The 24,950-nt window shown below is 68.1% G+C and carries 21 protein-coding genes; 10 read left to right on the top strand and 11 right to left on the bottom strand.

The annotated features are described in order from the left end of the window. Positions 1-130 precede the first annotated feature (130 nt). Complete coding sequence (gene moeZ / locus ACIA49_RS17350; protein ID WP_396378170.1) at positions 131-1,321, top strand: adenylyltransferase/sulfurtransferase MoeZ; 1,191 nt, start codon at positions 131-133, stop codon at positions 1,319-1,321. Between the two features lies 1 nt (position 1,322). Here moeZ and ACIA49_RS17345 read toward each other — a convergent pair whose 3' ends face one another. Next, positions 1,323-2,111: a maleylpyruvate isomerase family mycothiol-dependent enzyme gene (locus tag ACIA49_RS17345; protein WP_396378169.1), complete on the bottom strand. Its 789-nt coding sequence runs from the start codon at positions 2,109-2,111 to the stop codon at positions 1,323-1,325. Next, positions 2,089-2,748 (bottom strand): TetR/AcrR family transcriptional regulator, encoded by a 660-nt coding sequence (locus tag ACIA49_RS17340; protein ID WP_396378168.1) that lies wholly within the window; start codon positions 2,746-2,748, stop codon positions 2,089-2,091. Before ACIA49_RS17340 ends, ACIA49_RS17345 begins: the two co-directional genes overlap by 23 nt. Positions 2,749-2,836: 88 nt before the next feature. Between ACIA49_RS17340 and ACIA49_RS17335 the strand changes: the two genes are divergently transcribed. From ACIA49_RS17335 to ACIA49_RS17315, 5 genes are all read left to right on the top strand, one after another. Then, the gene (locus tag ACIA49_RS17335) at positions 2,837-3,103 is read left to right on the top strand and encodes a DUF2277 domain-containing protein (protein ID WP_396378167.1); all 267 of its coding nucleotides are present in this window, start codon (positions 2,837-2,839) and stop codon (positions 3,101-3,103) included. 270 nt (positions 3,104-3,373) lie between these two features. Next, entirely contained in the window at positions 3,374-4,213 is an 840-nt protein-coding gene (locus tag ACIA49_RS17330) for a TIGR03560 family F420-dependent LLM class oxidoreductase (RefSeq protein WP_396378166.1), read from the top strand. A 10-nt stretch (positions 4,214-4,223) separates the two neighbouring features. After that, complete coding sequence (locus tag ACIA49_RS17325) at positions 4,224-4,526, top strand: MGMT family protein (protein ID WP_396378165.1); 303 nt, start codon at positions 4,224-4,226, stop codon at positions 4,524-4,526. A gap of 187 nt (positions 4,527-4,713) precedes the next feature. After that, the gene (locus ACIA49_RS17320) at positions 4,714-7,929 is read left to right on the top strand and encodes an ATP-dependent helicase (protein WP_396378164.1); all 3,216 of its coding nucleotides are present in this window, start codon (positions 4,714-4,716) and stop codon (positions 7,927-7,929) included. Beyond that, on the top strand, positions 7,929-11,162 hold the full coding sequence (locus tag ACIA49_RS17315; RefSeq protein WP_396378163.1) for a UvrD-helicase domain-containing protein: 3,234 nt from the start codon (positions 7,929-7,931) through the stop codon (positions 11,160-11,162). The genes ACIA49_RS17320 and ACIA49_RS17315 overlap by 1 nt, the downstream gene beginning before the upstream one ends. Here ACIA49_RS17315 and ACIA49_RS17310 read toward each other — a convergent pair. Then, on the bottom strand, positions 11,159-11,722 hold the full coding sequence (locus tag ACIA49_RS17310) for a Uma2 family endonuclease (protein ID WP_396378162.1): 564 nt from the start codon (positions 11,720-11,722) through the stop codon (positions 11,159-11,161). The genes ACIA49_RS17315 and ACIA49_RS17310 overlap by 4 nt on opposite strands. Before the next feature lie 193 nt (positions 11,723-11,915). Between ACIA49_RS17310 and ACIA49_RS17305 the strand changes: the two genes are divergently transcribed. Next, the gene (locus ACIA49_RS17305; RefSeq protein WP_396378161.1) at positions 11,916-12,593 is read left to right on the top strand and encodes a GPP34 family phosphoprotein; all 678 of its coding nucleotides are present in this window, start codon (positions 11,916-11,918) and stop codon (positions 12,591-12,593) included. Here ACIA49_RS17305 and ACIA49_RS17300 read toward each other — a convergent pair. The 3 genes from ACIA49_RS17300 to ACIA49_RS17290 are packed head-to-tail and all read right to left on the bottom strand — an operon-like array spanning position 12,590 to position 16,087. Next, the gene (locus ACIA49_RS17300; protein WP_396378160.1) at positions 12,590-14,140 is read right to left on the bottom strand and encodes an AMP-binding protein; all 1,551 of its coding nucleotides are present in this window, start codon (positions 14,138-14,140) and stop codon (positions 12,590-12,592) included. The genes ACIA49_RS17305 and ACIA49_RS17300 overlap by 4 nt on opposite strands. Before the next feature lie 12 nt (positions 14,141-14,152). Continuing rightward, positions 14,153-15,277, bottom strand: a complete 1,125-nt coding sequence (locus ACIA49_RS17295; protein ID WP_396378159.1) for a DUF5938 domain-containing protein — start codon at positions 15,275-15,277, stop codon at positions 14,153-14,155. Between the two features lie 3 nt (positions 15,278-15,280). Beyond that, positions 15,281-16,087 carry an SDR family NAD(P)-dependent oxidoreductase gene (locus ACIA49_RS17290; RefSeq protein ID WP_396378158.1) on the bottom strand — a complete coding sequence of 269 codons (807 nt, stop codon included), beginning with the start codon at positions 16,085-16,087 and terminating at the stop codon, positions 15,281-15,283. A 173-nt stretch (positions 16,088-16,260) separates the two neighbouring features. Here ACIA49_RS17290 and ACIA49_RS17285 point away from each other — a divergent pair, with 173 nt between their 5' ends. After that, positions 16,261-16,902 (top strand): TetR/AcrR family transcriptional regulator, encoded by a 642-nt coding sequence (locus tag ACIA49_RS17285; protein WP_396378157.1) that lies wholly within the window; start codon positions 16,261-16,263, stop codon positions 16,900-16,902. Here the strand turns inward: ACIA49_RS17285 and ACIA49_RS17280 are convergent, their stop codons facing one another. Further along, positions 16,903-17,436, bottom strand: a complete 534-nt coding sequence (locus ACIA49_RS17280) for a hypothetical protein (protein ID WP_396378156.1) — start codon at positions 17,434-17,436, stop codon at positions 16,903-16,905. It abuts the gene before it with no gap. A 23-nt stretch (positions 17,437-17,459) separates the two neighbouring features. After that, complete coding sequence (gene deoD, locus ACIA49_RS17275; RefSeq protein WP_391547611.1) at positions 17,460-18,173, bottom strand: purine-nucleoside phosphorylase; 714 nt, start codon at positions 18,171-18,173, stop codon at positions 17,460-17,462. A gap of 39 nt (positions 18,174-18,212) precedes the next feature. Here deoD and nudC point away from each other — a divergent pair, with 39 nt between their 5' ends. Then, entirely contained in the window at positions 18,213-19,106 is an 894-nt protein-coding gene (gene nudC / locus ACIA49_RS17270; RefSeq protein WP_396378155.1) for an NAD(+) diphosphatase, read from the top strand. Here the strand turns inward: nudC and ACIA49_RS17265 are convergent, their stop codons facing one another. After that, positions 19,107-21,464 carry a hypothetical protein gene (locus ACIA49_RS17265; RefSeq protein WP_396378154.1) on the bottom strand — a complete coding sequence of 786 codons (2,358 nt, stop codon included), beginning with the start codon at positions 21,462-21,464 and terminating at the stop codon, positions 19,107-19,109. A 148-nt stretch (positions 21,465-21,612) separates the two neighbouring features. Further along, on the bottom strand, positions 21,613-21,852 hold the full coding sequence (locus ACIA49_RS17260) for a mycoredoxin (RefSeq protein WP_396378153.1): 240 nt from the start codon (positions 21,850-21,852) through the stop codon (positions 21,613-21,615). A gap of 101 nt (positions 21,853-21,953) precedes the next feature. Here ACIA49_RS17260 and ACIA49_RS17255 point away from each other — a divergent pair, with 101 nt between their 5' ends. Next, complete coding sequence (locus tag ACIA49_RS17255; RefSeq protein WP_396378152.1) at positions 21,954-24,065, top strand: ATP-dependent DNA helicase UvrD2; 2,112 nt, start codon at positions 21,954-21,956, stop codon at positions 24,063-24,065. Here the strand turns inward: ACIA49_RS17255 and ACIA49_RS17250 are convergent. Continuing rightward, positions 24,062-24,943 carry an AraC family transcriptional regulator N-terminal domain-containing protein gene (locus tag ACIA49_RS17250; protein WP_396378151.1) on the bottom strand — a complete coding sequence of 294 codons (882 nt, stop codon included), beginning with the start codon at positions 24,941-24,943 and terminating at the stop codon, positions 24,062-24,064. The genes ACIA49_RS17255 and ACIA49_RS17250 overlap by 4 nt on opposite strands. Between the last annotated feature and the right edge of the window lie 7 nt (positions 24,944-24,950).

The following is a 24,950-nucleotide window of genomic DNA, read 5'->3' as shown; positions in this document are numbered from 1 at the left end:
AGGTGAGACCCCAGTCCCGGGATTCGGACCCGGGCTGGGGTCTCCGGCATTGTGCGGGAACATTGAGGGCAGGCCGACGGTTGAAACCTGGACAGCCTGAGACTCGCACCCGTTACCGAGGAGCCGACACGTGTCACTGCCACCGCTGGTCGAACCGGCCGCCGAGCTGACCATCGACGAGGTCCGCCGGTACTCGCGGCACCTGATCATTCCCGAGGTCGGGATGGCCGGCCAGAAGCGGCTGAAGAACGCCAAGGTCCTGGTCATCGGGGCCGGCGGTCTGGGCAGCCCCGCCCTGCTCTACCTGGCCGCGGCCGGGGTCGGCACCCTCGGCATCGTCGAGTTCGACACCGTCGACGAGTCGAACCTGCAGCGCCAGATCATCCACGGCCAGTCCGACGTCGGGAAGTCCAAGGCCCAGTCGGCCCGGGACTCGATCCTGGAGACCAACCCGAACACCAACGTCGTGCTGCACGAGGTCCGCCTCGACAACGACAACGTGTTCGAGATCTTCGAGCAGTACGACCTGATCGTCGACGGCACCGACAACTTCGCCACCCGCTACCTGGTGAACGACGCCGCGGTGCTGCTCGGCAAGCCGTACGTCTGGGGCTCGATCTTCCGCTTCGACGGCCAGGTCAGCGTCTTCTGGGCCGAGCACGGCCCCTGCTACCGCTGCCTCTACCCCGAGCCGCCGCCGCCCGGCATGGTGCCGTCCTGCGCCGAGGGTGGCGTTCTGGGCGTGCTCTGCGCGTCGGTCGGCGCGGCCCAGGTCACCGAGGCGATCAAGCTGCTGACCGGCATCGGCGACCCGTCGTTGGGCCGGCTCAACATCTACGAGGCGCTCGACCTGAACTGGCGCGCGCTGAAGGTCCGCAAGGACCCGAACTGCGCCATCTGCGGTGAGAACCCGACCGTCACCGAGCTGATCGACTACGAGAACTTCTGCGGCGCGATCACCGAGGAGGCCGCGGACGCGGCCGTCGGTTCGACCATCTCGGTCAAGCAGCTCAGCGAGTGGATCAAGCTCAAGGACAACGGCGAGAAGGACTTCGCGCTGATCGACGTCCGCGAGCCGAACGAGTACGAGATCAACCGGATCCCGGGCTCGGTGCTGATCCCGAAGGCCGACTTCCAGACCGGGGTCGCCCTCGAGAAGCTCCCGCAGGACAAGCAGCTGGTCTTCCACTGCAAGTCCGGTGTCCGCTCCGCCGAGGTGCTCGCGATCGTCAAGGGCGCGGGCTTCTCCGACGCGGTGCACGTCGGTGGCGGCGTCGTCGCCTGGGTCGACCAGATCGACCCGAGCCAGCCGTCGTACTGAGTCAGAACGGCATCCGGCACCCGGCGACGGCAACCACCGCCGCCGGGTCGCCGGACACCACCGGACTGTCGTCGCGGCCCGACAGCGTGCGCATGTAGCCGACGGCGTCGACAGTGGCGTGACCGACCGGCTCGCCCCTCCCCAGCCGGTAGGTCCCACCTCCCTGGCCGGTGAGTTCTAAGTCCACGGCCGGACGGTCGCCCCAGAAGGGCCCGTCGATCACGTCGCGCATCACCTGCGCGATCAGCTCCTCGCCGTACGGGCCGGCGTCGAACGGTCGGCCGAGTGCCTGGCAGACGTCGTCGCGATGCATCCACAGATCCCGGGCGAGCAGGATGTCCTGGATGTAACCGAGGTTCAGTGAGAACCCCGGGAACTCGTCCATCGACATGCTGATCCGCCGGATCAGTGCGGGGTTGCGGGTGATCGCGCGGCTGGCCTTGCTCCACGTCCGGTCGAAGGTGCTGCGCAGTACGGCGGGCTCGGTGCCGCGGTGTTCGTCGGCCTGCACCATCATGTGTGCGTCGAGCTTCGCAGCGTTCGGGTAGGAACGCTTGGCCTTCAGGAACCGTCGTGGGAACGACAGTGGCCGGATGACGTCCTCGGCCTGTCCGATCAGGTGCCCGGCGATGTCGGCGACGTCCCACGCGTCACAGACCGTACGGCGCTGCCAGTCGGTGCCGTGGATGGATGTGAGCAGCTCATGCCAGAGCTGGAGCTCTGCATCGCGGTGCTTGGCGCAGGTGGTGCGGTCGGCGCGGCTGATGTCAGCCGCTAGTACTGCTGTCATGACGTCCCCCTGATGGTGCGTAGTACTGGTAGAACATGTCGAGCACCGTGGGCAGCAGACGCACGTAGCGGCCGTCCTCGAAGGAGGCCTCCGGCTCGTTGGCCATCTGCTGCGAGACCAGGCCGGCCGTGATCGACGTGTAAAGGGCGACGCCCTCGTCGGTCGCGGCCTCCGGCCGTAGGTGTCCCTGGTCGACCCCCGCCTGCAGGTGCTGCCGCAGGTCGCCGATCGTTTCCTGCGCCGGGGCGAACGCCTCCGGGCTCGGTTCGAACCCCGGAACGGTTCGCCAGAACAGCAACTGCGAGTAGACCGTGTTCTCCAGACACCAGCGACTGAACGCCGTCACCGCGATCACGTCGAGCTCACGGATGTCGTCGGTGTCCGCCGCCGCGTTCGCCGCCCGGCGGGCGTCGCGGAAGAACTCCGCGCCGCGCTGGAAGAGGGCGTCGTAGATCGCCATCTTGGACGGGAAATACTGGTAGAGCGACGGCGGTTGCATCCCGAGTTGCCGCGCCACCGCGGACAGACTGAGGGAGGCGACCCCTTCGGCCTCCATCAGCTCGATGGCGGCGGTCAGGATCTCCTCGATGGTCTCCTGCCGGCGCCGGGTCCGGCGGTCCAGTCCAGTGTTGCTCATCCCCTGAGGAAACCCGAATGGTCTTAGGGAAGTCAATACCCCGTAGGTTTTCTGCCTGATTGTCCCCGGCAGCACGTACTGTCGGGGCATGTGCCGAAACATCACTGTGCTCCGGGGACTGGAGCCCGCCGCGACCCCTGAGGAGATCTACGCGGCCGCGCTGCAATACGTACGCAAGGTGACCGGCGTCGGTTCGCTCAGTGCGACCACGCGGGGGCCGATCGAGCGCGCGGCGACCGAGGTCGCCCGCATCACCGAAGAGCTGCTGGCCGAGATGCCCGACCGTCGCGTCCCGCCGCAGACCGTGCCGCCGCTACGCCGGCCCGAGGTGCGCGCACGCCTCGGACTCGACTAGGTCGCCGATCGATCGGCGGCAGCGGGGCGGCCACCGGTCGGGATGCTGAAGGAACTACTCGAACGCGTTGTTGCCGCCGCGATCCCGTCCGACCCGGCGACTTCGAGCGTTCCCGTGGCGGATCCCCAGCACCCCGACCCCTCTTCGTTGCCGTTCCTGTACTCAGTGTCGGCGAGACCCCGGGCGTGGCGCCTCCGCTGTCCGGCGTGCCGTCCGCACGCGAGCTATCGTCGGCTCGGGAAGCGTTTGCTTGTTTGACTGGAGGCCGGAATGCGATTCGCCGTCAAGACCAGGCCGGAACACACCACGTGGCAGCAGATGCGTGATGTGTGGGTCGCCGCGGACCAGCTGGAGATCTTCGAATCCGCGTGGCACTGGGACCACTTCTACCCACTCACCGGTGACATGGCCGGGCCGAACCTCGAGGCGTGGACGACGCTGGCCGCACTGGCCCAGGCGACGTCGCGGATCCGGGTGGGCTGTCAGGTGACCGGCATGATCTACCGCCATCCCGCGGTGCTGGCGAACATGGCCGCGACGACCGACATCATCTCCGGCGGCCGGCTGGAGCTCGGCATCGGCGCGGGCTGGAACGAGATGGAGACCGCGGCGTACGGGATCGAGCTGTATCCGTTGAAGGAGCGCTTCGACCGGTTCGACGAGGGCGTGCAGGCGATCATCGCGCTGCTCACCGAGAAGTCGGCGAACTTCGACGGGCAGTACATCAAGCTCACCGACGCGTACTGCGAGCCGAAGGCCGTGCAGACGCCGCACCCGCCGATCGCCATCGGCGGCAAGGGCCCGAAGCGGACTCTACGAGCGGTGGCCAAGTGGGCCCAGCACTGGAACGTCATCGTCGCGAATCCGGAGGAGTGGAAGCCCCTCAAGGACGTTCTCGTGCAGCGCTGCGAGGAGGTCGGCCGGGACGTCAACGAGATCACCTGTTCGGTCAACGTCCGGATGGATCCCGACCGGCCACTCGATGACACGATCGCGGCCGCAGCGGCGTACGGGGAAGCAGGAGTCGACCTCGTGGTGATCAACCTGCCGCTGGACGCATCGCCGTCCGTCCTCGAGCCGCTCGCGAAGGCGCTGGCTCCGTTGGCTTAGGTTGGGGCCCGTGGACAGGGACGAGTACGTCGAGGCGGTGCTGCGGGCGGTGGAGTCGATCCCGCCGGGCAGCGTCGCGACGTACGGAGACATTGCCGAGTACGTCGGTCAGGGCGGGCCGCGCCAGGTGGGTGCGATCATGCGCGAGTACGGCGGTGGGGTGCCGTGGTGGCGAGTGATCCGGGCCTCCGGCGTACCGGCTGACGAGGTGGGCGACGAGCAGTTGCACAACCTGCGCTCGGACGGGGTGCGGGTGACGAACGGGCGCGTGAACCTGCGCGAGGTTCGCTGGGATCCGTTGCGTGCCGACTGATTCTTCCGGTGCCGGGCGACCGGACCAGTCGTTGGGGTGACCGGCCCGGTCGCGTCTCGGGAACCGTTGTACGCAACGGATGATGCGACCGTAGCCGGAAAGGTTGCGGTGTCCGTTTTTCGGGGACGATCGGCGGCATCGGGGTGCCCGAACGGGAACTGTCGGTGGGGTCTGGTGGGATGGTGCGATGGTCAGCAGACAGGGATCCCGGTATCGGCTCGTTCGGGCCGAGGGACGCGCGGCGCAGGCGCCGGTCCTGGATGCGGACCAGCAGGCCGTGGTCGATCATCCGGGTGGGCCGCTGCTCGTGCTCGCCGGTCCGGGGACCGGGAAGACGACCACCTTGGTGGAGGCTGTCGTCGACCGGGTGCGGAACCGTGGCCTGAGTCCGGACGAGGTGCTCGTGCTGACCTTCGGGCGGAAGGCGGCCACCGAGCTTCGCGATCGGATCACCGGACGGCTCGGCAAGACGACACGCGTGATGCCGTCGATGACCTTCCATTCCTTCTGCTACGCGCTGCTGCGCCGGTTCACGCCGGCCGACGCGTTCGACGTACCGTTGCGGTTGCCGTCCGGTCCGGAGCAGTCGTTGCGGTTGACCGAGGCGCTGTCCGGGAGCCGTGAGGTCGGTGCGGTGCAGTGGCCGCGCAGTCTGCATCCGGCGCTGAAGACGCGCGGGTTCACCGACGAGGTGCAGGCCGTGATCGGCAAGGCCCGCCAGCTCGGGCTCGACCCCGAGGACCTGACCGCGATCGGGCGGTCGGCCGAGCGCGCCGAGTGGGTCGCGGTCGGTGACTTCTTCGAGGAGTATCTGCAGATCCTCGATGCCGAGCAGGTGCTGGACTACTCCGAGCTGATCCACCGCGCGGTGATCCTGGCCCAGCAGCCTGCGGTCCAGGACAAGCTGCGCGCGGAGTTCAAGGCCGTCTTCGTCGACGAGTATCAGGACACCGACCCCGGGCAGACGATGCTGCTGCAGGCGATCGCGGGGGACGGGCGCGATCTCGTCGTCGTGGGTGATCCGGATCAGTCGATCTATACCTTCCGCGGTGCCGACGTGCGCGGGCTGCTGCGGTTCACCGAGGAGTTCCCGACGGCTGCGGGTGCGGAGGCGCCGCAGATTGCGTTGGCGACCACGCGACGATTCGGTACGACGCTGCAGCGCGTGTCGCGCAATGTCGTGAACCGTCTCGGAGTGCCGGGGACGCTGGATCGCGAGACGTTCGACCGGTTCCGGAACCCCGACGCGTCGTCGTGTGTTTACGGAGCCGGGAAGGTCGAGGCGAATCTGTACTCGACCAGTGGTGCGGAGTTGGAGCACATCGCCGACCTGCTGCGCCGGGCGCATGTTCAGGACGGGGTCGGGTGGCACGAGATGGCGGTGCTCGTGCGGTCCGGGAGTCGTTCGATCCCGCCGTTGCGCCGGGCGCTCGCGGCTGCGGGGATCCCGGTCGACGTTGCTGGTGATGAGCTGCCGCTGTCGCGCGAGCCTGCTGTGCGGCCGATGTTGCTGGCGCTGCGAGCGGTGGCGGATCCAGTCACGCTGACGGTGGACGTCGTACGGGCTTTGGCGTTGTCGCCGTTGGGGGCGATGGATGCGGGGCAGTTGCGGCGGCTGGCGCGAGTGTTGCGACGGCGCGACCGGGAGGCGGCGGACGGTCAGCGGTTGCCGAAGTCCTCGGATGAGCTGCTGCGCGATGCGCTGCTGAACCCGTTGCTGCTGGACGAGGAGGCCTCTCCGGCCGAGGCGCGGTTCGCGGCGCTGGGGGAGAGGTTGCTCAAGGCAAGGAATATCGTGAACGCCGGTGCCGCGCCGGACGAGGTGATGTGGTCGCTGTGGTCGGAGTCGCCGTGGTTGCGGCGGTTGCGCGGTCAGGCCCACTCCGGTGGTGAGACGGCGCGGACGGCGAACCGGGATCTGGATTCGTTGTGTGCGTTGTTCGATGCGGCGGGGCGGGCCGAGGAGCAGATCGGGTTCAAGGGCGTCTCGGCGTTCCTGAGCGAGCTCGAGTCGCTGGACATCGCGGGGGACAACCGGTTCGACGGGACGTATCGCGAGGCGGGTGTGCAGCTGATGACCGCGCACCGGTCGAAGGGTCTGCAGTGGCGGCTCGTCGTGGTGGCGAGCGTGCAAGAGGCGCAGTGGCCGGATCTGCGGCGGCGTGGGTCGTTGCTGCAGCCGGACCGGCTTGGGCGCGACGGGTTGGTTGACCCGTTGTCTGCCGGGGCGTTGCTGGCTGAGGAGCGGCGACTGTTCTATGTCGCGATCACGCGAGCGCGCGAGCGGTTGATCGTGACTGCGGTGCAGGCGCCTGAGGCGGATGGTGATCAGCCGTCGCGTTTCCTGGCCGAGCTCGACATTCCTTTGAAGCTGGTGGCAGGGCGGCCGCGGCGGCCGTTGTCGCTGCCTGGTCTGGTGGCGGATCTGCGGTGTGTGCTGGCGGATCCGGCGTCGTCGCCCGCGCTGAAGCGGGTTGCGGCGGATCGGTTGGCGCAGTTGGCCGATGCGGTTGACGACCGTGAGCAGCCGTTGGTGCCGACCGCTGATCCGGGACGCTGGTGGGGTGTGCGAGAGCGGACCAAGTCGGAGCGACCGATCGCGGATCCGGAGCTGCCGGTGCCGCTGTCGGGGAGTGCGCTGACGACGATCGTGGACTGCTCACTGCGCTGGTTCCTGACCCGGCGTGCGGGCGGTGAAACCCCCAGTACGTCGGCGATCGGGTTCGGCCAGGTGCTGCACACGCTGGCCGATGCCGTCGCGACGGGGGCCTTGCCGCCGTCGACCGACGAGCTGAACCTCTGGCTCGACAAGGTCTGGACCCAACTGGACTTCGAATCCGCGTGGATCTCCGACCGCGAGCGCGTCGAGGCCGAGCAGGCGCTCCGGCGGTTCGTCGCCTGGCACCAGGGCCGCCCCGAGCGGACGCTGGTCGGGTCCGAGGTGGAGTTCGACGTCCTGCTGCCCGACGCGGAGCAACCCGCCGTCCGCGTCAAGGGCCGGATGGACCGCGTCGAAACCGACGGCGAAGGCACCATCCGCGTCGTCGACCTCAAGACCGGCCGCAACCTCCCCACCAAGCCGGCACTGGCCCGCCATGTCCAGCTAGCCATCTACCAACGAGCCATTGCCTCCCGCCAGGTAGCCAAGGCCGGCGAGGACGCCGTCGCCGGTGGCGCCGAGCTGGTCCAGCTCCGCCACGACGACAGCGGCTTCCCCAAAGTCCAGCACCAAGGTCCACTGGAACCCGACGAAGACGGCAAAACCTGGCTGGACGAAGCCGTAGAAGACGCAGAGCACATGGTCCGCACCGAGTCCTTCACCGCCCAACGCAACGACGGCTGCTCCCGCTGCGAAGCCCGAGCCCTCTGCCCCATCCAACCCGAAGGCCGGGAGATCGTCTGATGACTGCTGCGAAGTTGCAGACGACGGCTGAGTTGTGCGATCTGCTGGGGATTCCGTTCAGTGACCAGCAGTTGGCGGCGATCACGGCGCCGTTGGCGCCTGGGGTGATTGTGGCGGGGGCCGGGTCGGGGAAGACGACGGCGATGGCGGCTCGGGTGGTGTGGCTGATCTGCACTGGGCAGGTGAAGCCGGAGGAAGTGCTCGGGCTGACGTTCACGAAGAAGGCCGCCAATGAGTTGGATGTGCGGATCCGCGAGGACCTGACCAAGGCCGGCGTGCTGGGGTCGACGTTGCCGCCGGACCAGCATCCGATTCTGGCCGCGCACCTGCGCAGCAACGTGCCGAACTGGGAACCCGAGGAGCCAGGTGAGCCGGTGGTTTCGACGTACCACGCGTTCGCGGGCACGTTGATCGCGGAGCACGGGTTGCGGCTCGGGCTCGAACCGGACGCGCGAGTGTTGGCCGACGCGACCAGGTTCCAGTTGGCAGGACGGGTTGTCCGGCGATCGGCCGGGCCGATCCGGTTCGCGTCGCACCACGTGCCGACGCTGGTCAACAGCCTGCTCTCGCTTGACGGTGAGCTGGCGGACCACCTGCTCCGGGCGGACGCCGTACGGGAGCATGACGAGGCTGTTCGGCAGGAGGTTGCGGCAGCGCGGAAGCAGACGGTTGAGGTCAAGAAGCTGGCCGAGACCGCATTGAAGCGCAGCGAGATCCTGCAGTTGGTCGAGGAGTACCAGGCCTACAAGGGCGAACGCGGTGTCGTGGACTTCGCCGACCAGATGGCGCTCGGGGCGCGGCTGGCTGAGGAGTGCCCGGAAGTTCCGGTCGCTGAGCGCGCGCGGTACAAGGTGGTGCTGCTCGACGAGTATCAGGACACTTCGGTGTCGCAGCGTCGGATGCTCACCGCACTGTTCGCCGGCCCGGCCGGGCGCGGTCACCCCGTCACTGCGGTCGGCGATCCGTGTCAGGCGATCTACGGTTGGCGTGGTGCCTCGGTGGCGAACCTGGACGAGTTCCCCGACCACTTCCCGAACCGCGACGGTTCGCCGGCCCAGCGGTATGTGCTGAGCGTCAACCGCCGCTGCGGCAGTCGCATCCTCGCCGCGGCCAACCAGCATGCCGCCGAGCTGTACGAGGCGCATCCGGGCGTGATCCCGCTCGAGGCGCCGGACAATGCGCCGGAGGGTGCGATCACCGTTGGTCTGTTCGAGACACGCTCGCAGGAGATCGAGTGGGTCGCCGACGCGATCGTCGCCGCGCACCGGACGCCGAACCGGCGCTGGAAAGACATCGGCATCCTGATGCGGACGAACGTCGACCTGAGCGCCGTCCACGAAGCGCTGATCTCCCGCAAGGTCCCGGTCGAGGTGGTCGGGCTCGGTGGACTGCTCGCCCTGCCCGAGGTTGTCGATGTTGTCGCCACATTGCAGGCCGTCAACGACCTCACCGCGAACGCCGCCATGCTCCGCATCCTCACCGGACCGCGGTACCGGATCGGCCACCGCGACCTCGCCCTGCTCGCGAATCGTTCCCGCTCCCTCGCCGACACCGGCGCCCGTCCGGCCGCCGACGACCTGGTTGCCGCGCTCGACGCGGCCGTCGCCGGGATGGACTCGACCGAGGTCATCTCGCTGGCCGAGGCGGTCGACGACCCGGGATCCGAGGCGTGGGGATATTCGGCCGAGGCGCTGGTCCGGTTCAAGGAGCTGTCGACCGAGCTGCGCGACCTGCGGGCGCACGCCGGCGAACCCCTCCTCGACCTGGTACGACGAGTGATCGCGACGATCGGCTTGGACGTCGAGCTGACCGCGACCCCCGATCACCTCGACTCAGGCCGCCGTGACCACCTGGCCGCGTTCCTCGATGCCGTGGGCAACTTTGTGTCGACCGAGTCGGACGGTTCACTCGACGGGCTGCTCGCGTACCTCGCGGCCGAGGAGGAGTACGCCGCCGGCCTGGACCTCGCCGTACCGAGTGAGGCGGATTCGGTGAAGCTGCTCACCACGCACCGGTCCAAGGGGCTGGAGTGGCCGATCGTCTTCGTGCCGACGCTGGTGCAGAAGGTGTTCCCGTCCGATCGCGGCCGGGACAAGTGGACGACGAACGCGAAGGTCCTCCCGTGGCCACTGCGAGGTGACGCCGACACGCTGCCCGACTTCCATGACCTGTCGAACGCCGGGCTGAAGGCGTTCGCGGACGAGTGCAAGGACGTGAACGCACTCGAGGAACGCCGCCTCGGGTATGTCGCCTTCACCCGCGCGAAGGAGATCCTGGTCGCGACCGGTCACTGGTGGGGTCCCACTCAGAAACGCCCACGCGGACCCTCGTCATACCTGGAGACCTTGAAGAAGCACGCCGGTGAGCGAGTCGTCGCCTGGGCTGACCAGCCCGACCTCGAAACGGAGAACCCGGAGCTCGCCGAGGCAACCACGGCACCTTGGCCGGCGGCGTTCGACGCCGATGCCTACCGGCTACGGCTGGAGGCGGCCGGGCTCGTGCAGCAGGCGCGCGCCGAAGGACCGTCAACGGAGGCAGAGGATTCGCTCCTGCTCGACGAGCAGGCGCTGGTCGCGCGCTGGGACTCCGAGCTGGAGAGATTGTTGTCCGAGGCAAGGGAAAGCCGAAGCCGCAAGGCGTACGACGTGACGCTGCCGAACGCGTTGTCCGCGACCCAGGTGATGCGCCTGGCCAAGGACCCCGACGGCCTCGCCTCCGAACTCGCCCGGCCGATGCCGCGCAAGCCCAACCGCGCCGCCCGCTTCGGGACCCGCTTCCACGCCTGGGTCGAGTCCTACTTCGGCCAGCAACTCCTGATCGACCCCGACGACCTCCCCGGCGCGGCCGACGAAGACATCGTCGACGACACCGACCTCACCGACCTGATGGAAGCCTTCCGCACCGGCCCCTACGGCGAGACCTCCCCCTACGAGATCGAAGCCCCCTTCGCCCTGGCCCTCGGCGGCCGCACCATCCGCGGCCGCATCGACGCGGTCTACCAGGTCGTCCGCCCCGACGGCTCCCGCGGCTACGACGTCGTCGACTGGAAAACCAGCCGCTCCGAGTCCGCCGACCCCCTCCAGCTAGCCATCTACCGAGTCGCCTGGGCCGAGCTCATGAACCTCCCCCTCGACGCCGTAGGCGCAGCCTTCTACTACGTCCGCACCGCCGACATCATCCGCCCCGAAACCCTCCCCGACAAACAACAACTCGTCGAACTGTTGAACGGCTAAAGCTCAAGCAGCTCAGCAGGCACGATCCGCACGGGGAAGGGCAGCCTGGCCTCGAACACCTTTTCGCCGACAACAACGTCCCGCTCGACGTAGGCACCGTCGACCAGTTCGAGTACGGTCAATGTCTCCTTCTCTGGAGCAAGGATCCAGTACGAGCGCACCCCAGCTTCTTCGTAGACGCTCCGCTTCAGACGGAGGTCAACAAGCTTCGTACTCGGCGAGAGGACCTCCACCGCCAGGAGTAGCGGCTTTTCGGCGTGTGCCGGGTTCGTGTCGTCTGGCGCGCAGATCATGACATCGGGTTGAACTGATCGGTCGGCTGTCGGCCGGTAGTCGAACGGTGCGGCGAGGACCTCCAGCCCGGCGGGGCGAGCTCGATCGAGAGCGCTGAGGAGCCGCGCAACGGCCCGCTGGTGGATTCGCGACGGTGCAGGTGTCATGAACAGAGCACCGTCAACGAGCTCGCGCTGGACGCCGTCGTCCGGTGCGGCATCGAGGTCGGCGAAGGTGAAGGGCCCCGCTCGATGAGGGTCCAGCCTGCGGGGATTGAGGGGTTCCACGGACACAATCGTGCCTCCTTCTTGGGCATACGACCAGCATGGCGTTGGCCGCGGGGTGGTTTGTGCCGTTTCGGCGATCTGCCCTGAGAGCCCCGAGGGGCGCCCGCCAGGCGGCACCACTACTGGGGGTGGATTTCGCGGGTAGCCCGCGCGGCGGATGTGGGTGACCCGGGAGGTTGCTTACGTTGAGTACATGCTGATTGCCGAGGATCTCCTGCTTCTGATGTACGACGACGTGACCGGCAAGCCGATCGTCGGGTCGCCGAAACTGGACTACGCGCTCGGTGGTGCGCTGCTGATCGAGCTGACCACGCTCGGCAAGGTGGACATCACCAGTGGCGGTGACGGTGAGAAGGCCGGGCGGCTGAAGGTGCTGGACACCTCGTCGACCGGCGACCCGATCCTGGACGACCGCCTCGCCTACGCGGTCGGCAAGGCCGGTAAGAAGCCGAAGGACATGCTGAGCGGCCTCTCGAAGAAGGTGCGCGACCAGTTGCTGGCCCGCCTGGCGGAGCGCGGCATTCTGGAGGCGGACGAGGGCAAGGTGCTCGGGCTGTTCCCGGTCACCCGCTGGCCGGCCAAGGACGCGCAGCACGAGGGTGAGGTCCGGGCCGCGCTTGAGAGTGTTCTCAAGGTCGGGACGATGCCGGACCAGCGCACCGGCGCACTGATCGCGCTGCTGAGCGCACTGGACGTCGTACCGAAGGTGATCACCGATGCGGTCGACAAGCGGCAGCTTCGGGCGCGTGCGAAGGTCATTGCCGACTCTGACTGGGCTGCGGCCGCAGTGAAGAAGGCCGTCGCCGAGATGCAGGCCGCGATCACCGCGGCCATCGTGGTGTCGACAACAGCCGGTGGTGCCAGCAGCTAACGAAGCTTCGCCTTGATCTCGGGCTTCAACACCTTGCCGACCTTCGAACGCGGCAGGTCGGTCCAGATCAGCACCTCCTTGGGCGCTTTGACGCTGCCGATCCGTGCCTTCGCGAACGCGATCAGCTCGGCCGGATCGGCAGTGGCGCCTGTCTGCAACTGGACGACGGCCACGACCCGTTCGCCCCATTTCTCGTCCGGGCGACCGATTACTGCACAATCCTGGACGGCGTCATGACTCATCAATGCTTGCTCAACCTCAGTCGAGTACACATTGAATCCACCAGTGATGATCATGTCCTTGGCTCGATCAACGATGTACAGGTAGTTGTCCTCGTCGAGATAGCCGATGTCGCCGGTGTGATGCCACCCGTACGCCGATGCTGTCGCCGTCGCCTCGGCGTCCCGGTAGTACCCGCGCATCACCAACGGACCCCGTACGACGATCTCGCCGCGCTCACCGGGCGGAAGCAACTCGCCTTCCGGCCCCATGATCGCCGTGGTGACCAGTGCGGACGGCCGCCCGGCGGAGGCGAGCCGATCGTGCGCAATGTTGCCGGAGGCATCGAAGTGGTCGGCCGGCGGCAGGATCGAGATCATCATCGGCGCCTCGGTCTGACCGAACAGCTGCGCCATCACCGGACCGATCCGCCGTAACGCCTCTTCGAGCCGGGCGACCGACATCGGCGCGGCGCCGTACCAGAAGCAGCGCAGCGACGAGAGGTCGGTGTGGTCAAGCTCCTCGGCCGCGAGCACCATGTAGATCAGCGTCGGCGGCAGGAACGTGTGAGTCACGCCGTGCTGCGGGATGAGCCTGAGAAAGGCGTGCACGTCCGGTGCGCGCATGATGACGATCTCGCCGCCGGACGCCAGCATGGGAAAGCAGAGCACACCTGCGGCGTGAGTGAGCGGAGCCAGCGCCAGATAGACCGGCCGGACGCCGATGGGGTAGCCCATCAGCGTGAGCGCCGTCATGGTCTCCAGATTGGTGTTGCTGAGCATGACGCCCTTGGGCTGGCCAGTGGTCCCGCCGGTACCGACGATGAGCGCCAGCCCGTCGGGTTCGTGCAAGCCGGGGGCCGGCTGGGACGCGCCCCCGCAGAACGTGTCCCAGCCGACAGTCCGGTCACCGTGGGGGTCGGTGCCGGAGGTTTGACCGGAATCCAGGCACACGAAGGTGTGGACCTTCGGTAGCGCATCCCGGATCCGGTCCACCAGCGGCGCGAACGCCGGCTGGTAGATCAGGAATTCACAGTCGAACCGGTCGAGCAGCTCCCGGTTCTCGGCGGCTTCGTTGCGTGGGTTGATCGGGCACCAGACCGCACCGGCCCGGCTGATCCCGAACACGCAACTGAACGCGAGCGGGTCGTTGGCGGACAGAATCGCCACCTTGCCGCCGGGCTTTACACCGGTTGCAGCCAACCCCTGAGCGATCCGGTACGACAGCTCCTGGACGTCGGCGTACGACAGCGTCTCGCCGTCGGTGGTCAGGCAGGGCCTGTCCGGTCCGAGTGACGCGCCTTTGTCCAGGTAGTCGACCAGTCGCATGGCGGCTCTCCCTCAGTGCACCACGGTCAGCTGTGGCTCGGCCACCAGCCCGAAACTGCGCAGTACGCCGAGCAGCTCCCGGTGACCGAAGGCCTGACAACCACTGGCGAACCCGACGCGCTTCGGCGGCGTCTGCAGCAGTGAGTACGCCGCATATGCCTGCAGGAGACCGGTCTGCTGGTAGTTGCTGTTGCCGTGGATGACGCAGTGCGCCCGGCCGAGTGGACCGGAGGCGTGCACGGAGTCGAGGGACTTGTTGACGCGTGGGTTCTCCCGCGGCGGCATCTGGTCCATGACCTGGCGTGCGGTCGCAGTGAGGGCTTCGTTGCGGTCGTCCGGAGCCATGTCCTTCGTGGCGTCCAGTGCGGCCGCCACGATCTGCGGTACGCCGTTCATCAGCGCAGCGTTGAAGACACCGCCCTGCGCCTTCACATTGGCAACCCGTGGATCACGCTTGAACCACACCGGGTGTGAGGTGCCACCCCACGGCAGGGACAGCGCCAGCTCGTGCTGCCCCGGTACGACGAGGGAAACGAGCCCCTGCTCGGGGAACTCGACGTACTGGTTCTGCTCGAGGAAGTGCGCCTTCGACGTCGCAGCGTTCACCAGAATCGTGCGGGTCGAGGCGATGGTCGGGCTGCCGCCCCAGAACACCGCGATGTCCAAGGTGTCGAGGCCTGGCTGCTCCAAGCAGAGCTGTGCGGCGATCTCACCGGTCGTGTACATCTGAGCGATACCAGGGGCCAGTAGGAGACCAGCATCGGCGAACTGCGCGCCGTACTTCTCGTCGCAGGTGATCAGCCAGTCCTGCTCACCAGTGGTGTCGGTGTAGTGCGCACCTGCTGCCAGCGCTGCCTCTACGGCCGCAGGGCCGAGCTCACTGAACGGTCCGACGGTGTTGAGCACCACGGACGCGCCTTTGAACAGATCGGTGAGCGCTGCCACGTCATGGTCGACAGTGGCGATCTCGTAGTCGGCCGTCTCGATGCCGGCCACATTCGAGGCCATGGAGGACTTGAGCTTGTCCTCACTGCGGCCGGCGGCCACGAACGGGACGTGGTACTGGCGGAGGTACTCACAGACCAGACGGCCGGTGTACCCGGAGGCGCCGTACACGACGACAGGCTTAGCGGCCATGGGTCACATCCCCATTCCGCCGTCGACCGGCAGGCCGATGCCGGTGATGAAGCGGGCCTCGTTCGACGCCAGGAAGACGACCGCATCGGCCATGTCGGCGACCTCGCCGAGCCGTCCGGCCGGAGTGAGGCCGATGACTGCGCCGACCGCCTCTTCCGGCGACCCGAACAGGCCGAGTTCGGCGACGTCGTTCGCCAGCCCGGCGCCCATCGCGGTCGGCACCAGACCCGGATAGATGCAGTTCACGCGCACGCCGTACCCGAGCTTGCCGGACTCCATCGCGGCGACGCGGGTAAGTCGGTCGACCGCGGACTTGGTGGCCGAGTAGATCGCGATCCCGGGGAAGGCGATGGTGGCGGCGACCGAGGAGATGTTGATGATCGCGCCACCCTGACCGGCCAGGCCGTCCGGCCGCATCGTGCGCAGGCCGTACTTGATGCCGAGCGCGGTGCCGAGGATGTTCACGTCGAGCATCTTGCGGATCTGGTCCGCGGTGACCTCGGTGAGCAGGCTGGTGATCTCTATCCCGGCGTTGTTCACCAGGATGTCCAGACCGCCGAGCACGTCGGTGGCCGCGACGACCGCGTTCTCCCAGCTGCCCTCGTCGGTGACGTCGTGGGCGACGAAGCCGTTGCCGGCGCCGTACTCGCTGTCGAGCGCGTCGGCGACCGCCTCGCCGGCGTCCTTCTGCAGGTCCGCGACGACGACCTTGGCGCCTGCCGCGGCCAGTGCTTTGGCCATGCCTTCGCCCAGTCCCTGGGCCCCGCCGGTGACTAAGGCCTTGCGGCCGGAGAGATCGAGTCCGCCCATCGGTGAGCTCCTTTGCTCGAGTGGCTGCGGAGGGTGATTGCTGCCCAACTCTGGACCGTCCTTTGACACTCGTCAAGACTTTGTTGGACACTTGTCAAGAAGTCGACCCGCCACGGGGCGCGCCTGGCCGGTGGCGGGTAGGCTGACGCATCAACCCCACGACAGGAGTGGCGATGAGCTCGGCAGCAGACGTCACGCCGGACGAGCGGCCCGCGCGGATCTCCGGGATCGACAAGATCGAGCGCCGCCGGATCGCCCTGGCCGAGTCCGCGCTGAAGACGCTCGGCGAGCTGGGCTACGCCCGCACCAGCCTGCGTGAGATCGCGAACAACTCCGAGTTCACGCACGGCGTCGTGCACTACTACTTCCGCGACAAGATCGACCTGATCAGCTACTGCGTGCGCTACTACAAGACCAAGTGCGCCCAGCGGTACGACGAGGTCGTGGAGACCGCGACGACCGCCGACGAGCTCGGTGTGGGCTTCCTGGCCAAGATGACCCAGACGCTGGTCGAAGAGACGCCGATGCACCGCCTCTGGTACGACCTGCGCGCCCAGAGCATGTTCGAGGAGCAGCTGCGCGCGGACGTCGTGGCGATCGACCAGCTGCTGGAAGCGATGATCTGGCGCATCCTGAGCCGGTACGCCGAACTGGTCGGTGGTGAACCTTCGGTCGACGCGGCGACTGCGTACGCGCTGGTCGACGGGCTGTTCGAGCAGGCAGTGGTCGGTTATGCCGACGACCCTGCCGGAGTGGCTGAGCGCTTGGCAGGACGTGTCCAGCACGTCCTGCCCAAGCTCATCACTGTGGCGTGACTACTCCGCCTGACAGCTGGACTTGCACAGCTTGTCGGTGACGGTCAGGTGCACACCGGGCTCTTCGGTCTCGGTCTCGGCCGCGTAGTTGATCAGCCAGTCGCCCGCGGTCATGGTGGCGGTCGGCTTGCCCTTCTGCTCGCCGTACCAGGTGGTGATCTCCTGGGGCTGGCCGATGTGCGCGACCTCCAGGACCTTCGGCAGCACCTTGGCGATCTCGGCGGACGCGGTGTCGACCGGTCCGTTGGCGTTCACCGACACCACGGGTGGGCGCGGGTGGTCACCGTTCAGGATCGAGACGGAGGCGGCGCCCGACGTACAGAGGGCGTAGGCCTCGTCGGTGCCGCACTTGAAGCCCGCACTGGTCAGTCCGGCCACCACTGCGGTCGCTTTGACCGGAGTGGTCGCGACAGGTGCCGATGAGGTAGCTACAGACGTTGTAGGCGTGGCCGGCTCCAGCTGCGTACCGGAGGGCTGGTTGTCGGCCGCCGGCTTGTTGGAGGAGCAGGCAGTCAGCAGCAGGAGCGCAGCCACGGCGGCGGTGCTCCTGACGCGGCTCAGACCGGCACCCCGATCGCAGCATCGAGGGCGATCGTGATCATCTCGGAGAACGTGGTCTGCCGCTCCTCGGCAGTCGTCTCCTCCTTGGTGATCAGGTGGTCCGACACCGTCATGATGCCGAGCGCCCGGCGGCCGAACTTGGCGGCCAGCGTGTAGAGCGCCGAGGCCTCCATCTCGATCCCCAGTACGCCGTACTCGGCCGTGCGCGAGACCAGGTCCGGGCGGTCGTTGTAGAACAGGTCACCGGAGAACACCTGGCCGACGTGCACGTTCAGCCCGGCTGCCTCGGCGGCGTCCACAGCGGCGCGCAGCAGCTGGTAGTCGGCCGTCGGCGCGTAGTCGATGCCGTGGAAGCGCAGGCGGTTCATCTGCGAGTCGGTGCTCGCGGACATCGCCACGATCACGTCGCGGACCCGGACCTCCTCCTTCAGCGCACCGCACGTCCCGACCCGGATCAGCGTCTGGACGTCGTACTCCGCGAACAGCTCGTTCGCGTAGATGGAGGCGGACGGCTGACCCATGCCGGAGCCCTGGACGGAGATCCGCTCACCCTTGTAGGTGCCGGTGAACCCGAACATGTTCCGGACCTCGGTGTAGCAGATCACGTCGGACAGGTAGGTCTCCGCGATCCACTTGGCCCGCAGCGGATCACCGGGGAACAGGACCCGCGGTGCGATCTGCCCCTTCTCGGCGGCGATGTGAATACTCATGCGGGGATGCTCTCACGCGGCCGGGATATGTTGAGCTACGTGGCCTACTCGATCGCTCCTGGTTCGTTGACTCTGTCCCGCTCCGTTCTGGACCGCGCTGCCGATCGCAGGCGCGACGAGGACTGGTTGGAGAAGGCGTGGGCCGCCCCGGACACGCAGGTGGTCGTGGTGGCCGGTGACAAGCTCAGAGTGACCGCCGACCGGACCGCACTGGACCTGATCGCGCCGGCCGAGGCTCCGGAGGGAGTCCGGGTCTTCCTGGGCATCGACGGTGGCGCGGTGTTCGCCGTACTGACGCCTGGCGAGGCGGACGAGTCGTTTGCCGGCCTGCGGGAGATCGGCGGGGTGCTCGGCGACCGTGAGGCCGGTATGGCGGTCCACGTGATCGGACTGGCCAACTGGCATGCCGTGCACACGCACTGCGCGAACTGCGGTGAGCACACCGTGGTCATCGAGGCCGGACATGTCCGGGAGTGCCCGAACTGCGGGCTGCACCACTTCCCGCGCAGCGACCCGGCGATCATCGTGCTGGTCACCGACGACGAGGACCGCGCCCTGCTCGGCCGGAACGAGGCCTGGCCCGAGGGGCGGTACTCCACGCTGGCCGGGTTCGTCGAGCCGGGGGAGTCGCTGGAGGCCGCCGTACGGCGTGAGGTGTTCGAGGAGTCCGGCGTGGTCATCGGGGAGGACATCCAGTACGCCGGTAGCCAGCCCTGGCCGCTGCCGTCCAGCCTGATGCTCGGCTTCTACGCGAAGGCGACCGGGACCGACATCGACGTGGACGGCGACGAGATCGCCGAGGCCCGGTGGTTCACCCGGGAGGACCTCCGTGCGCTGGTCGAAGCCGGCACGATGGCCCTCCCGGGCAACATCTCGATCTCCCGCCGCCTGATCGAGGGCTGGTACGGCGAGGAGCTCACCGGGAGCTGGTGATCACCGCCCCACGTTGGAGATGGCGGCAGCGAACCTGATCAGGATGCCCTCCCAGTACTCCACCTGGCCGGACGCCTCGAGCGGCCGGAGTGCCCGGTCCACTGCGATCACGTAGGCCGCGTGGCTGGGCCAGTGGGCCTTCGCATCGGGCAGCTTGTCGGCCAGTGTGCAGCCGTACTCCAGGTGGCGGTTCAGCACGTGGCTGTTGATGTTGCCGGTCCACACGTTGGTCCGCAGGTCCGACTTGGGGCACGGGTCGACCGGTGGCTTGTACGACGCCAGGTTGGTCGGAATCGTCCAGCCGTCCAGGCGCAGCAGCGAGTAGTACGTGCCGTCCGGTCCTTGGGTGAGCCGGTTGAGGCCGTGGTCGCGAAGGATGGTCGACGTACCGCTGAGACCGTCCAGAACGAACAGGCGGCCGCCGGAGACGCCGTACAGGTAGCCGTCGCGCCAGGAGAGCGCGCCGTCGTGTCCGGTGATCCGTCCGGAGAAGACCGTGTAGGTGCGCAGGATCGCGCCAGTGGTCTTGTTGGCCACGAACACGTTGCCGTCGGCCAGACCCCAGATGTTGCCGTCCGGTCCGATGGTCAGCTCGTTGATGCTGGCCGCCCCCGGCACCGGTACGACGTCCGCCGTCACAGTGCCCGTGGTCGGGTCGACCTGGACCAGGTGAGCCTCAGTGGCCTTGGGCTCGGTGCCCTGACCGCCTTCGATGGCCGATCCGGCCCACAGGCTGTCGCCTACGGGGAGCAGGGTGGCAATCGACTGGTCGGCCACCAGGTTCCGGTAGACCTTGAACGTGTTGCCGGGTACGTCGTGCACGGTGATCGCGCCGCCGTACTCGCCGTACCCGGGCGTGGTTGCGACGTAGACCTTGTCGCCGGACGGTACGACGTCGAACGGACGGTTCTGGTGGTCGCTGTCGACCAGGCTGAAGATGATCTTCGGATTGGTCGTGCTCTCCGGCAGAGCGGTGTCCCAGAGCTGCAACCGGCCGTAGGGATAGATGCCGACCCACATCTTGCTGCCGGTGCCCCAGTTCCAGCCCTCGACCTGGCCCTGGCGAGCAGTGACCGTCGCCTTGCCGGTGGCGGTGTCGTAGTACGACGTGGAGCCGTTCAGGTAGGCGTTGACGTAGACGCGGCTGCTGGCCGGGTCGGCGATCACGTGCTGGAGCGCCACTGGCACGTATTGGAACGGCGAGCTCCACTGCGCCAGTGTGCGAGCCACTGGGTCGTAGCGGAACGTTCCGCCGGAGTAGTTGCCAGTGAGGCCGTAGAGGATCTGCTGGCCGTTCTCGGTCACCCAGCCGTAGCCGATGGCTGCGCCACGTGTCATGCGGGTCGGCGGCGTGGTCACTGTGCCGACGGTGTTGGCATCGAGGTCGTAGCGCATCAGATTGAGCGTGGTCGCGGTAGTGAAGTAGACGCCACCGGGACCGGCGTTGGAGACGCCCCGGGCCGCGAGCGGGTAGGTCAGGACCAGCGTCCCCGTTGCTGTGTCGGTGAACTTGACCTGCTCGAAGGTGACCGCGTCGATGACCGCCAGCTTGCCGCTGGCGTTGGCGAACACCCGTCCGCCCGCGTAGTCGAGGTCCACGATCTCTGTGGCGACCAGGCTCGGCGGAGTCACGTTCTGCGTCGTACCGGTGGCCAGGTCGATCCGGAGGATCTTCCCGAACGGTGTGGAGATGCCGACGAACAGTGCGTTGTGGTCAGGGTCGTAGACCGTCGACCGTGCGTACTGCTCCACCGGGTCGAGTGAGCCGTAGTCGGTGACCTGGCTCGTGCTCGCGTCGTACTTGAAGGCGTGAGCGTTCGGATAGGTCCCGCCGTACACGTTGCCGTTCTGGTCGGCGGTGAGGCCGTAGATGAACGACTCGGCCGCGATGGGCTGGCCGAGGTCGGTGACCACGGCCGTCACGGGGTCGAAGCGATACAGGTGCGCGTTCGGATAGGTACCGACGTACAGCCTGCCGTCACTGGCGATGGCGATCCCCCAGGCGCCGGCCGCACCCGGCAGCGGCACGGTGTTGAGGAGTTGCCGGCTGTGTACGTCGACGACGTTCAGGTTGGCGTTCTCACCGGCCGGTACGGCGTACACGACGTCGCGGCCGTCCGGCGTCCGGCCGACGGTGCCTTCCATGACGGTGAGCGAGCTGATCGGTGCGCCGAGATTGGTGATCGGGTCCGGCGCGATCGTGCGCCGTCCGGTATCAGGGCGTTCCGGTCCGACCTCGGACGGGAACGGATCCGGTCTCCCGGTGGGTGCGGCGGCGTGGGCCGTGGTGAACAAACCACTGATTACGGCCAGGACCGCTAGGAACAGGGCAACGCGAAAAGGACGACGCGGAATCATGGCGGTTCTCCCTGCGGCGTAGTTCCCTCGAAGGTAAAACGGCCATGACCGTAAGTCCATGGTTCGGGAAACTTCCGCCCCGGCGGGACCGAAAACAGAACGCGGCGCCTACCCCGAAGGGCAGGCGCCGCGCTCGGACGTTCGGGTGCTAGACGATCAGCTTCTCCGCGACCTGGGCCACCGATGGGTTTGTCAGCGCGCTGCCGTCGGCGAAGACCACGGTCGGGACCGTCTGGTTCCCCCGGTTGATCTTCTCGACCAGCTTCGCCGCCTCCGGGACCTGTTCGATGTCGACCTCGGTGAACTCGATCCCAGCGCGCTTCAGCTGGCCCTTCAGGCGGTGGCAGTAGCCACACCAAGGGGTCGAGTACATCGTCACGGCCGCCATCTACGGTCTCCTTCACCAGTGGGCGCAAATTCTGTCCGGGAACCCGTCTAGGGTTGCCTTCGACGCATTCCAACCACGCCGTAGGCGGTGCTGTTCCCGATATGACCCAGTCCGTGAGTGACCTCACACGCTCCGGCGCGCCCGACGATCTGCTGGCGGCGCTCGACCCCGAGCAGCGAGCGGTCGCGACCGCCCTCCACGGGTCGGTCGTGGTGATGGCCGGGGCCGGGACCGGGAAGACGCGCGCGATCACCCACCGGATCGCGTACGGCGTGCGGACCGGCACGTTCGACCCGGTCCGGGTGCTCGCGGTGACCTTCACCCAGCGGGCGGCCGGGGAGATGCGCGGCCGGCTCGCGCAGCTCGGAGTCGAGGGTGTGCAGGCGCGCACGTTCCACTCCGCGGCGCTGCGCCAGGCCCGCTGGTTCTGGCCCAAGGTGTACGGCGGTGAGCTGCCCCCGATCGCGGACCGGAAGTTCCCGCTGCTCACCGAGGCGGCCTCCCGCTGCCGGATCCGGGTCGACACCCCGGCGCTGCGCGACCTGGCCGGTGAGGTCGAGTGGGCCAAGGTCAGCAACGTGCGGCCGGACGACTACGCGCGGCTCGCGCCGAAGTCGGGCCGGGCGCTCGCCGCCTTCGACCCGGCCACGATCGGCAAGATCTTCGCGTCGTACGAGGACGTCAAGCTCGAGCGCGGGCGGATCGACCTGGAGGACGTGCTGCTCTGCGCGGTCGCGCTGCTCGCCGAGGACGAGCGGGTCGCGGCCGAGATCCGCCGGCAGTACCGGACCTTCGTGGTCGACGAGTACCAGGACGTCAGCCCGCTGCAGCAGAGCCTGCTCGACCTCTGGCTCGGCGGCCGGGAGGACGTCTGCGTGGTCGGCGACCCGGCCCAGACCATTTACTCCTGGGCCGGCGCCGAGCCGGAGAACCTCGTTCGCTTCGCCTCCCGGCACCCGAACTCGACCGTGATCAAGCTGGTCCGCGACTACCGGTCCACGCCGCAGATCGTCGACGTGGCGAACAAGATCCTCGACGCCGCCGGTCCGGCCGGGCTGCCCGGTCGTGTGACACTGCGGTCCCAGCGTGACCCCGGTCCGGCGCCGATCTACCGCGAGTACTCCGACGAGGTGGCCGAGGCGGATGCGGTGGCCCGAGCGGTGGCGCGGCTGAAGGACGAGGGCGTGCAGCTGCGCGACATCGCCGTCCTGTTCCGGACCAACGCGCAGTCGGAGAACTTCGAGCAGGCCCTGGCCGAGCGGAAGATCCCGACCGTGCTCAAGGGCGCCGAGCGATTCTTCGAGCGCCCCGAGATCCGCAAGGCCGCGGTGCTGCTGCGCGGCCAGGCCAAGGCCGGTGACCTCTCGGACAACCTGCTCGAGACGGTGACCGGCGTACTGGGTGGAGCTGGTTGGACGCCGGAGGCACCGAGTGGTGTGGGCGCGGTCCGGGACCGCTGGGAGTCGTTGAGTGCGCTGGTCACGATGGCGTCCGACTTCGCCACGGCCAACCCCGAGGCCGGGCTGACGGAGCTGATGGCCGAGCTTGACCGGCGGGCCGCGATCCAGCACGCGCCGGTCGCCGAGGGCGTCACGCTGGCGACCCTGCACGCGGCCAAGGGTCTGGAGTGGGAGTGCGTCTTCATCGTCGGCGCCCATGAGGGGACGCTGCCGATCACCTACGCCCAGACGCCGGGACAGGTGGAGGAGGAGCGCCGCCTGTTCTACGTCGGCGTGACGCGGGCCAAGCAGCAGCTGTTCATCAGCTGGTCGACCTCACGCTCGCCTGGCGGCCGGGGGACCCGTGGCCCGACACGGTTCCTCGATTCGATCGGTGTGCGGACCTCACGGCAGCCGGCCTGGGAGCCGACCACAGACCGCGCCGAGCGGGCGGCACGCGCCGGGCGGCCGATCCCGAAGTGCCGGGTCTGCGGTCGCGGCCTGATCGACCCGGGCGCGCGCAAGCTCGGCCGCTGCGAGACCTGCCCGTCCAACATCGACCAAGGCCTGTACGACGCTCTGCTCGCCTGGCGTAGTGAGCAGGCCGAGTCCGAGAAGATGCCGGCGTTCGTGATCCTCACCGACGCCACGTTGACCGCGATCGCCGAGACGCGGCCGTCCGACGAGTTGGCGCTCCGCAAGATCCCGGGGATCGGTCACACCAAACTCACCAAGTACGGCGAGCAGATCCTCGTCCTCTGCACCCGCACCTAGGCCAGAACGGCGTCCTGGCTGGGCGGGACGCCGTACTGGCGCCGGTACTCGCGGCTGAACTGGGAGGCGCTGTCGTAGCCGACCCGGTGGGCGACGGTCGCGATGTCGCGCGGCCGGGCGGCGAGCAGCAACCGCGCCTGCTGCAGGCGGACCTGCTTCTGGAACTGGATCGGGCTCAGCGCGGTGACGGTCTGGAAGTGCCGATAGAAGCCGGACGGGCTCATCCCGCTGAGCTTCGCCAGGTCCTCGACCCGGAACTGCTCGGCGTAGTTGTCGCGGATCCAGCGGGCGGCCCGGGTGATGTGGTTCATGCTGCTGTCGGCCAGGCCGAGCTGCCGGACCGCCGCGCCCTGCTCCCCGGTGATGAGGTTCCAGTGGATCTCCCGCTTGAGCATCGGTGCCAGCACGGCCTGGTCCCGCGGCCGCTCGAGGAGCCGGACGATCCGGGTCAGACTGTCGAGCAGTTCGTCGGTGAGCTTGCCGACGGCGATACCTGGGACCGGGCCCGCCGGTGGCTTGGGGAGATCGCCGGGGCCCGCGTGCAGCAGCAGGTCGGCGATCAGCGCCGGATCGAGGACGAGCGCCATCCCCAGCGCCGGCTCGTCGATCGTCGCGTCGACGAAGTGGCCGGTCACCGGGAGGTCGACCGAGGCGACCAGGTATTCACCCGGTTGGTACAGGTAGACGCGCTCGCCGACGGCGAGCCGCTTCGCGCCCTCGACCAGCACCGCCAGCACGACCCCGGACATCGACGGGTACGGCGGACCCGAGCGCTCGATCTTCGCGATGTGCAGGCCGTCGATCGCGGTGGTCTCGTCCGGCCGGACGTGGCGACGCAGCAGGGCCCGAAGCTCTTCCATCACCCGATTCCATCGCATGCTGGAG

The sequence above is a fragment of the Kribbella sp. NPDC051587 genome (assembly GCF_044453945.1).
In the GTDB taxonomy this organism is placed as follows: Bacteria; Actinomycetota; Actinomycetes; order Propionibacteriales; family Kribbellaceae; genus Kribbella.
Note: the sequence above shows the minus strand (reverse complement) of the source record. Positions and strands in the feature narration are given on the sequence as shown.

What these genes read in the sequence shown, in the direction of transcription:
- ACIA49_RS17345 (WP_396378169.1), bottom strand. Translation starts at nt 2,111, where the DNA reads ATGACAGCAGTACTAGCGGCTGACATCAGCCGCGCCGACCGCACCACC.
- ACIA49_RS17340 (WP_396378168.1), bottom strand. Translation starts at nt 2,748, where the DNA reads ATGAGCAACACTGGACTGGACCGCCGGACCCGGCGCCGGCAGGAGACC.
- ACIA49_RS17335 (WP_396378167.1), top strand. Translation starts at nt 2,837, where the DNA reads ATGTGCCGAAACATCACTGTGCTCCGGGGACTGGAGCCCGCCGCGACC.
- ACIA49_RS17330 (WP_396378166.1), top strand. Translation starts at nt 3,374, where the DNA reads ATGCGATTCGCCGTCAAGACCAGGCCGGAACACACCACGTGGCAGCAG.
- ACIA49_RS17320 (WP_396378164.1), top strand. Translation starts at nt 4,714, where the DNA reads ATGGTCAGCAGACAGGGATCCCGGTATCGGCTCGTTCGGGCCGAGGGA.
- ACIA49_RS17315 (WP_396378163.1), top strand. Translation starts at nt 7,929, where the DNA reads ATGACTGCTGCGAAGTTGCAGACGACGGCTGAGTTGTGCGATCTGCTG.
- ACIA49_RS17305 (WP_396378161.1), top strand. Translation starts at nt 11,916, where the DNA reads ATGCTGATTGCCGAGGATCTCCTGCTTCTGATGTACGACGACGTGACC.
- ACIA49_RS17300 (WP_396378160.1), bottom strand. Translation starts at nt 14,140, where the DNA reads ATGCGACTGGTCGACTACCTGGACAAAGGCGCGTCACTCGGACCGGAC.
- ACIA49_RS17295 (WP_396378159.1), bottom strand. Translation starts at nt 15,277, where the DNA reads ATGGCCGCTAAGCCTGTCGTCGTGTACGGCGCCTCCGGGTACACCGGC.
- ACIA49_RS17290 (WP_396378158.1), bottom strand. Translation starts at nt 16,087, where the DNA reads ATGGGCGGACTCGATCTCTCCGGCCGCAAGGCCTTAGTCACCGGCGGG.
- ACIA49_RS17285 (WP_396378157.1), top strand. Translation starts at nt 16,261, where the DNA reads ATGAGCTCGGCAGCAGACGTCACGCCGGACGAGCGGCCCGCGCGGATC.
- deoD (WP_391547611.1), bottom strand. Translation starts at nt 18,173, where the DNA reads ATGAGTATTCACATCGCCGCCGAGAAGGGGCAGATCGCACCGCGGGTC.
- ACIA49_RS17265 (WP_396378154.1), bottom strand. Translation starts at nt 21,464, where the DNA reads ATGATTCCGCGTCGTCCTTTTCGCGTTGCCCTGTTCCTAGCGGTCCTG.
- ACIA49_RS17260 (WP_396378153.1), bottom strand. Translation starts at nt 21,852, where the DNA reads ATGGCGGCCGTGACGATGTACTCGACCCCTTGGTGTGGCTACTGCCAC.
- ACIA49_RS17255 (WP_396378152.1), top strand. Translation starts at nt 21,954, where the DNA reads ATGACCCAGTCCGTGAGTGACCTCACACGCTCCGGCGCGCCCGACGAT.
- ACIA49_RS17250 (WP_396378151.1), bottom strand. Translation starts at nt 24,943, where the DNA reads ATGCGATGGAATCGGGTGATGGAAGAGCTTCGGGCCCTGCTGCGTCGC.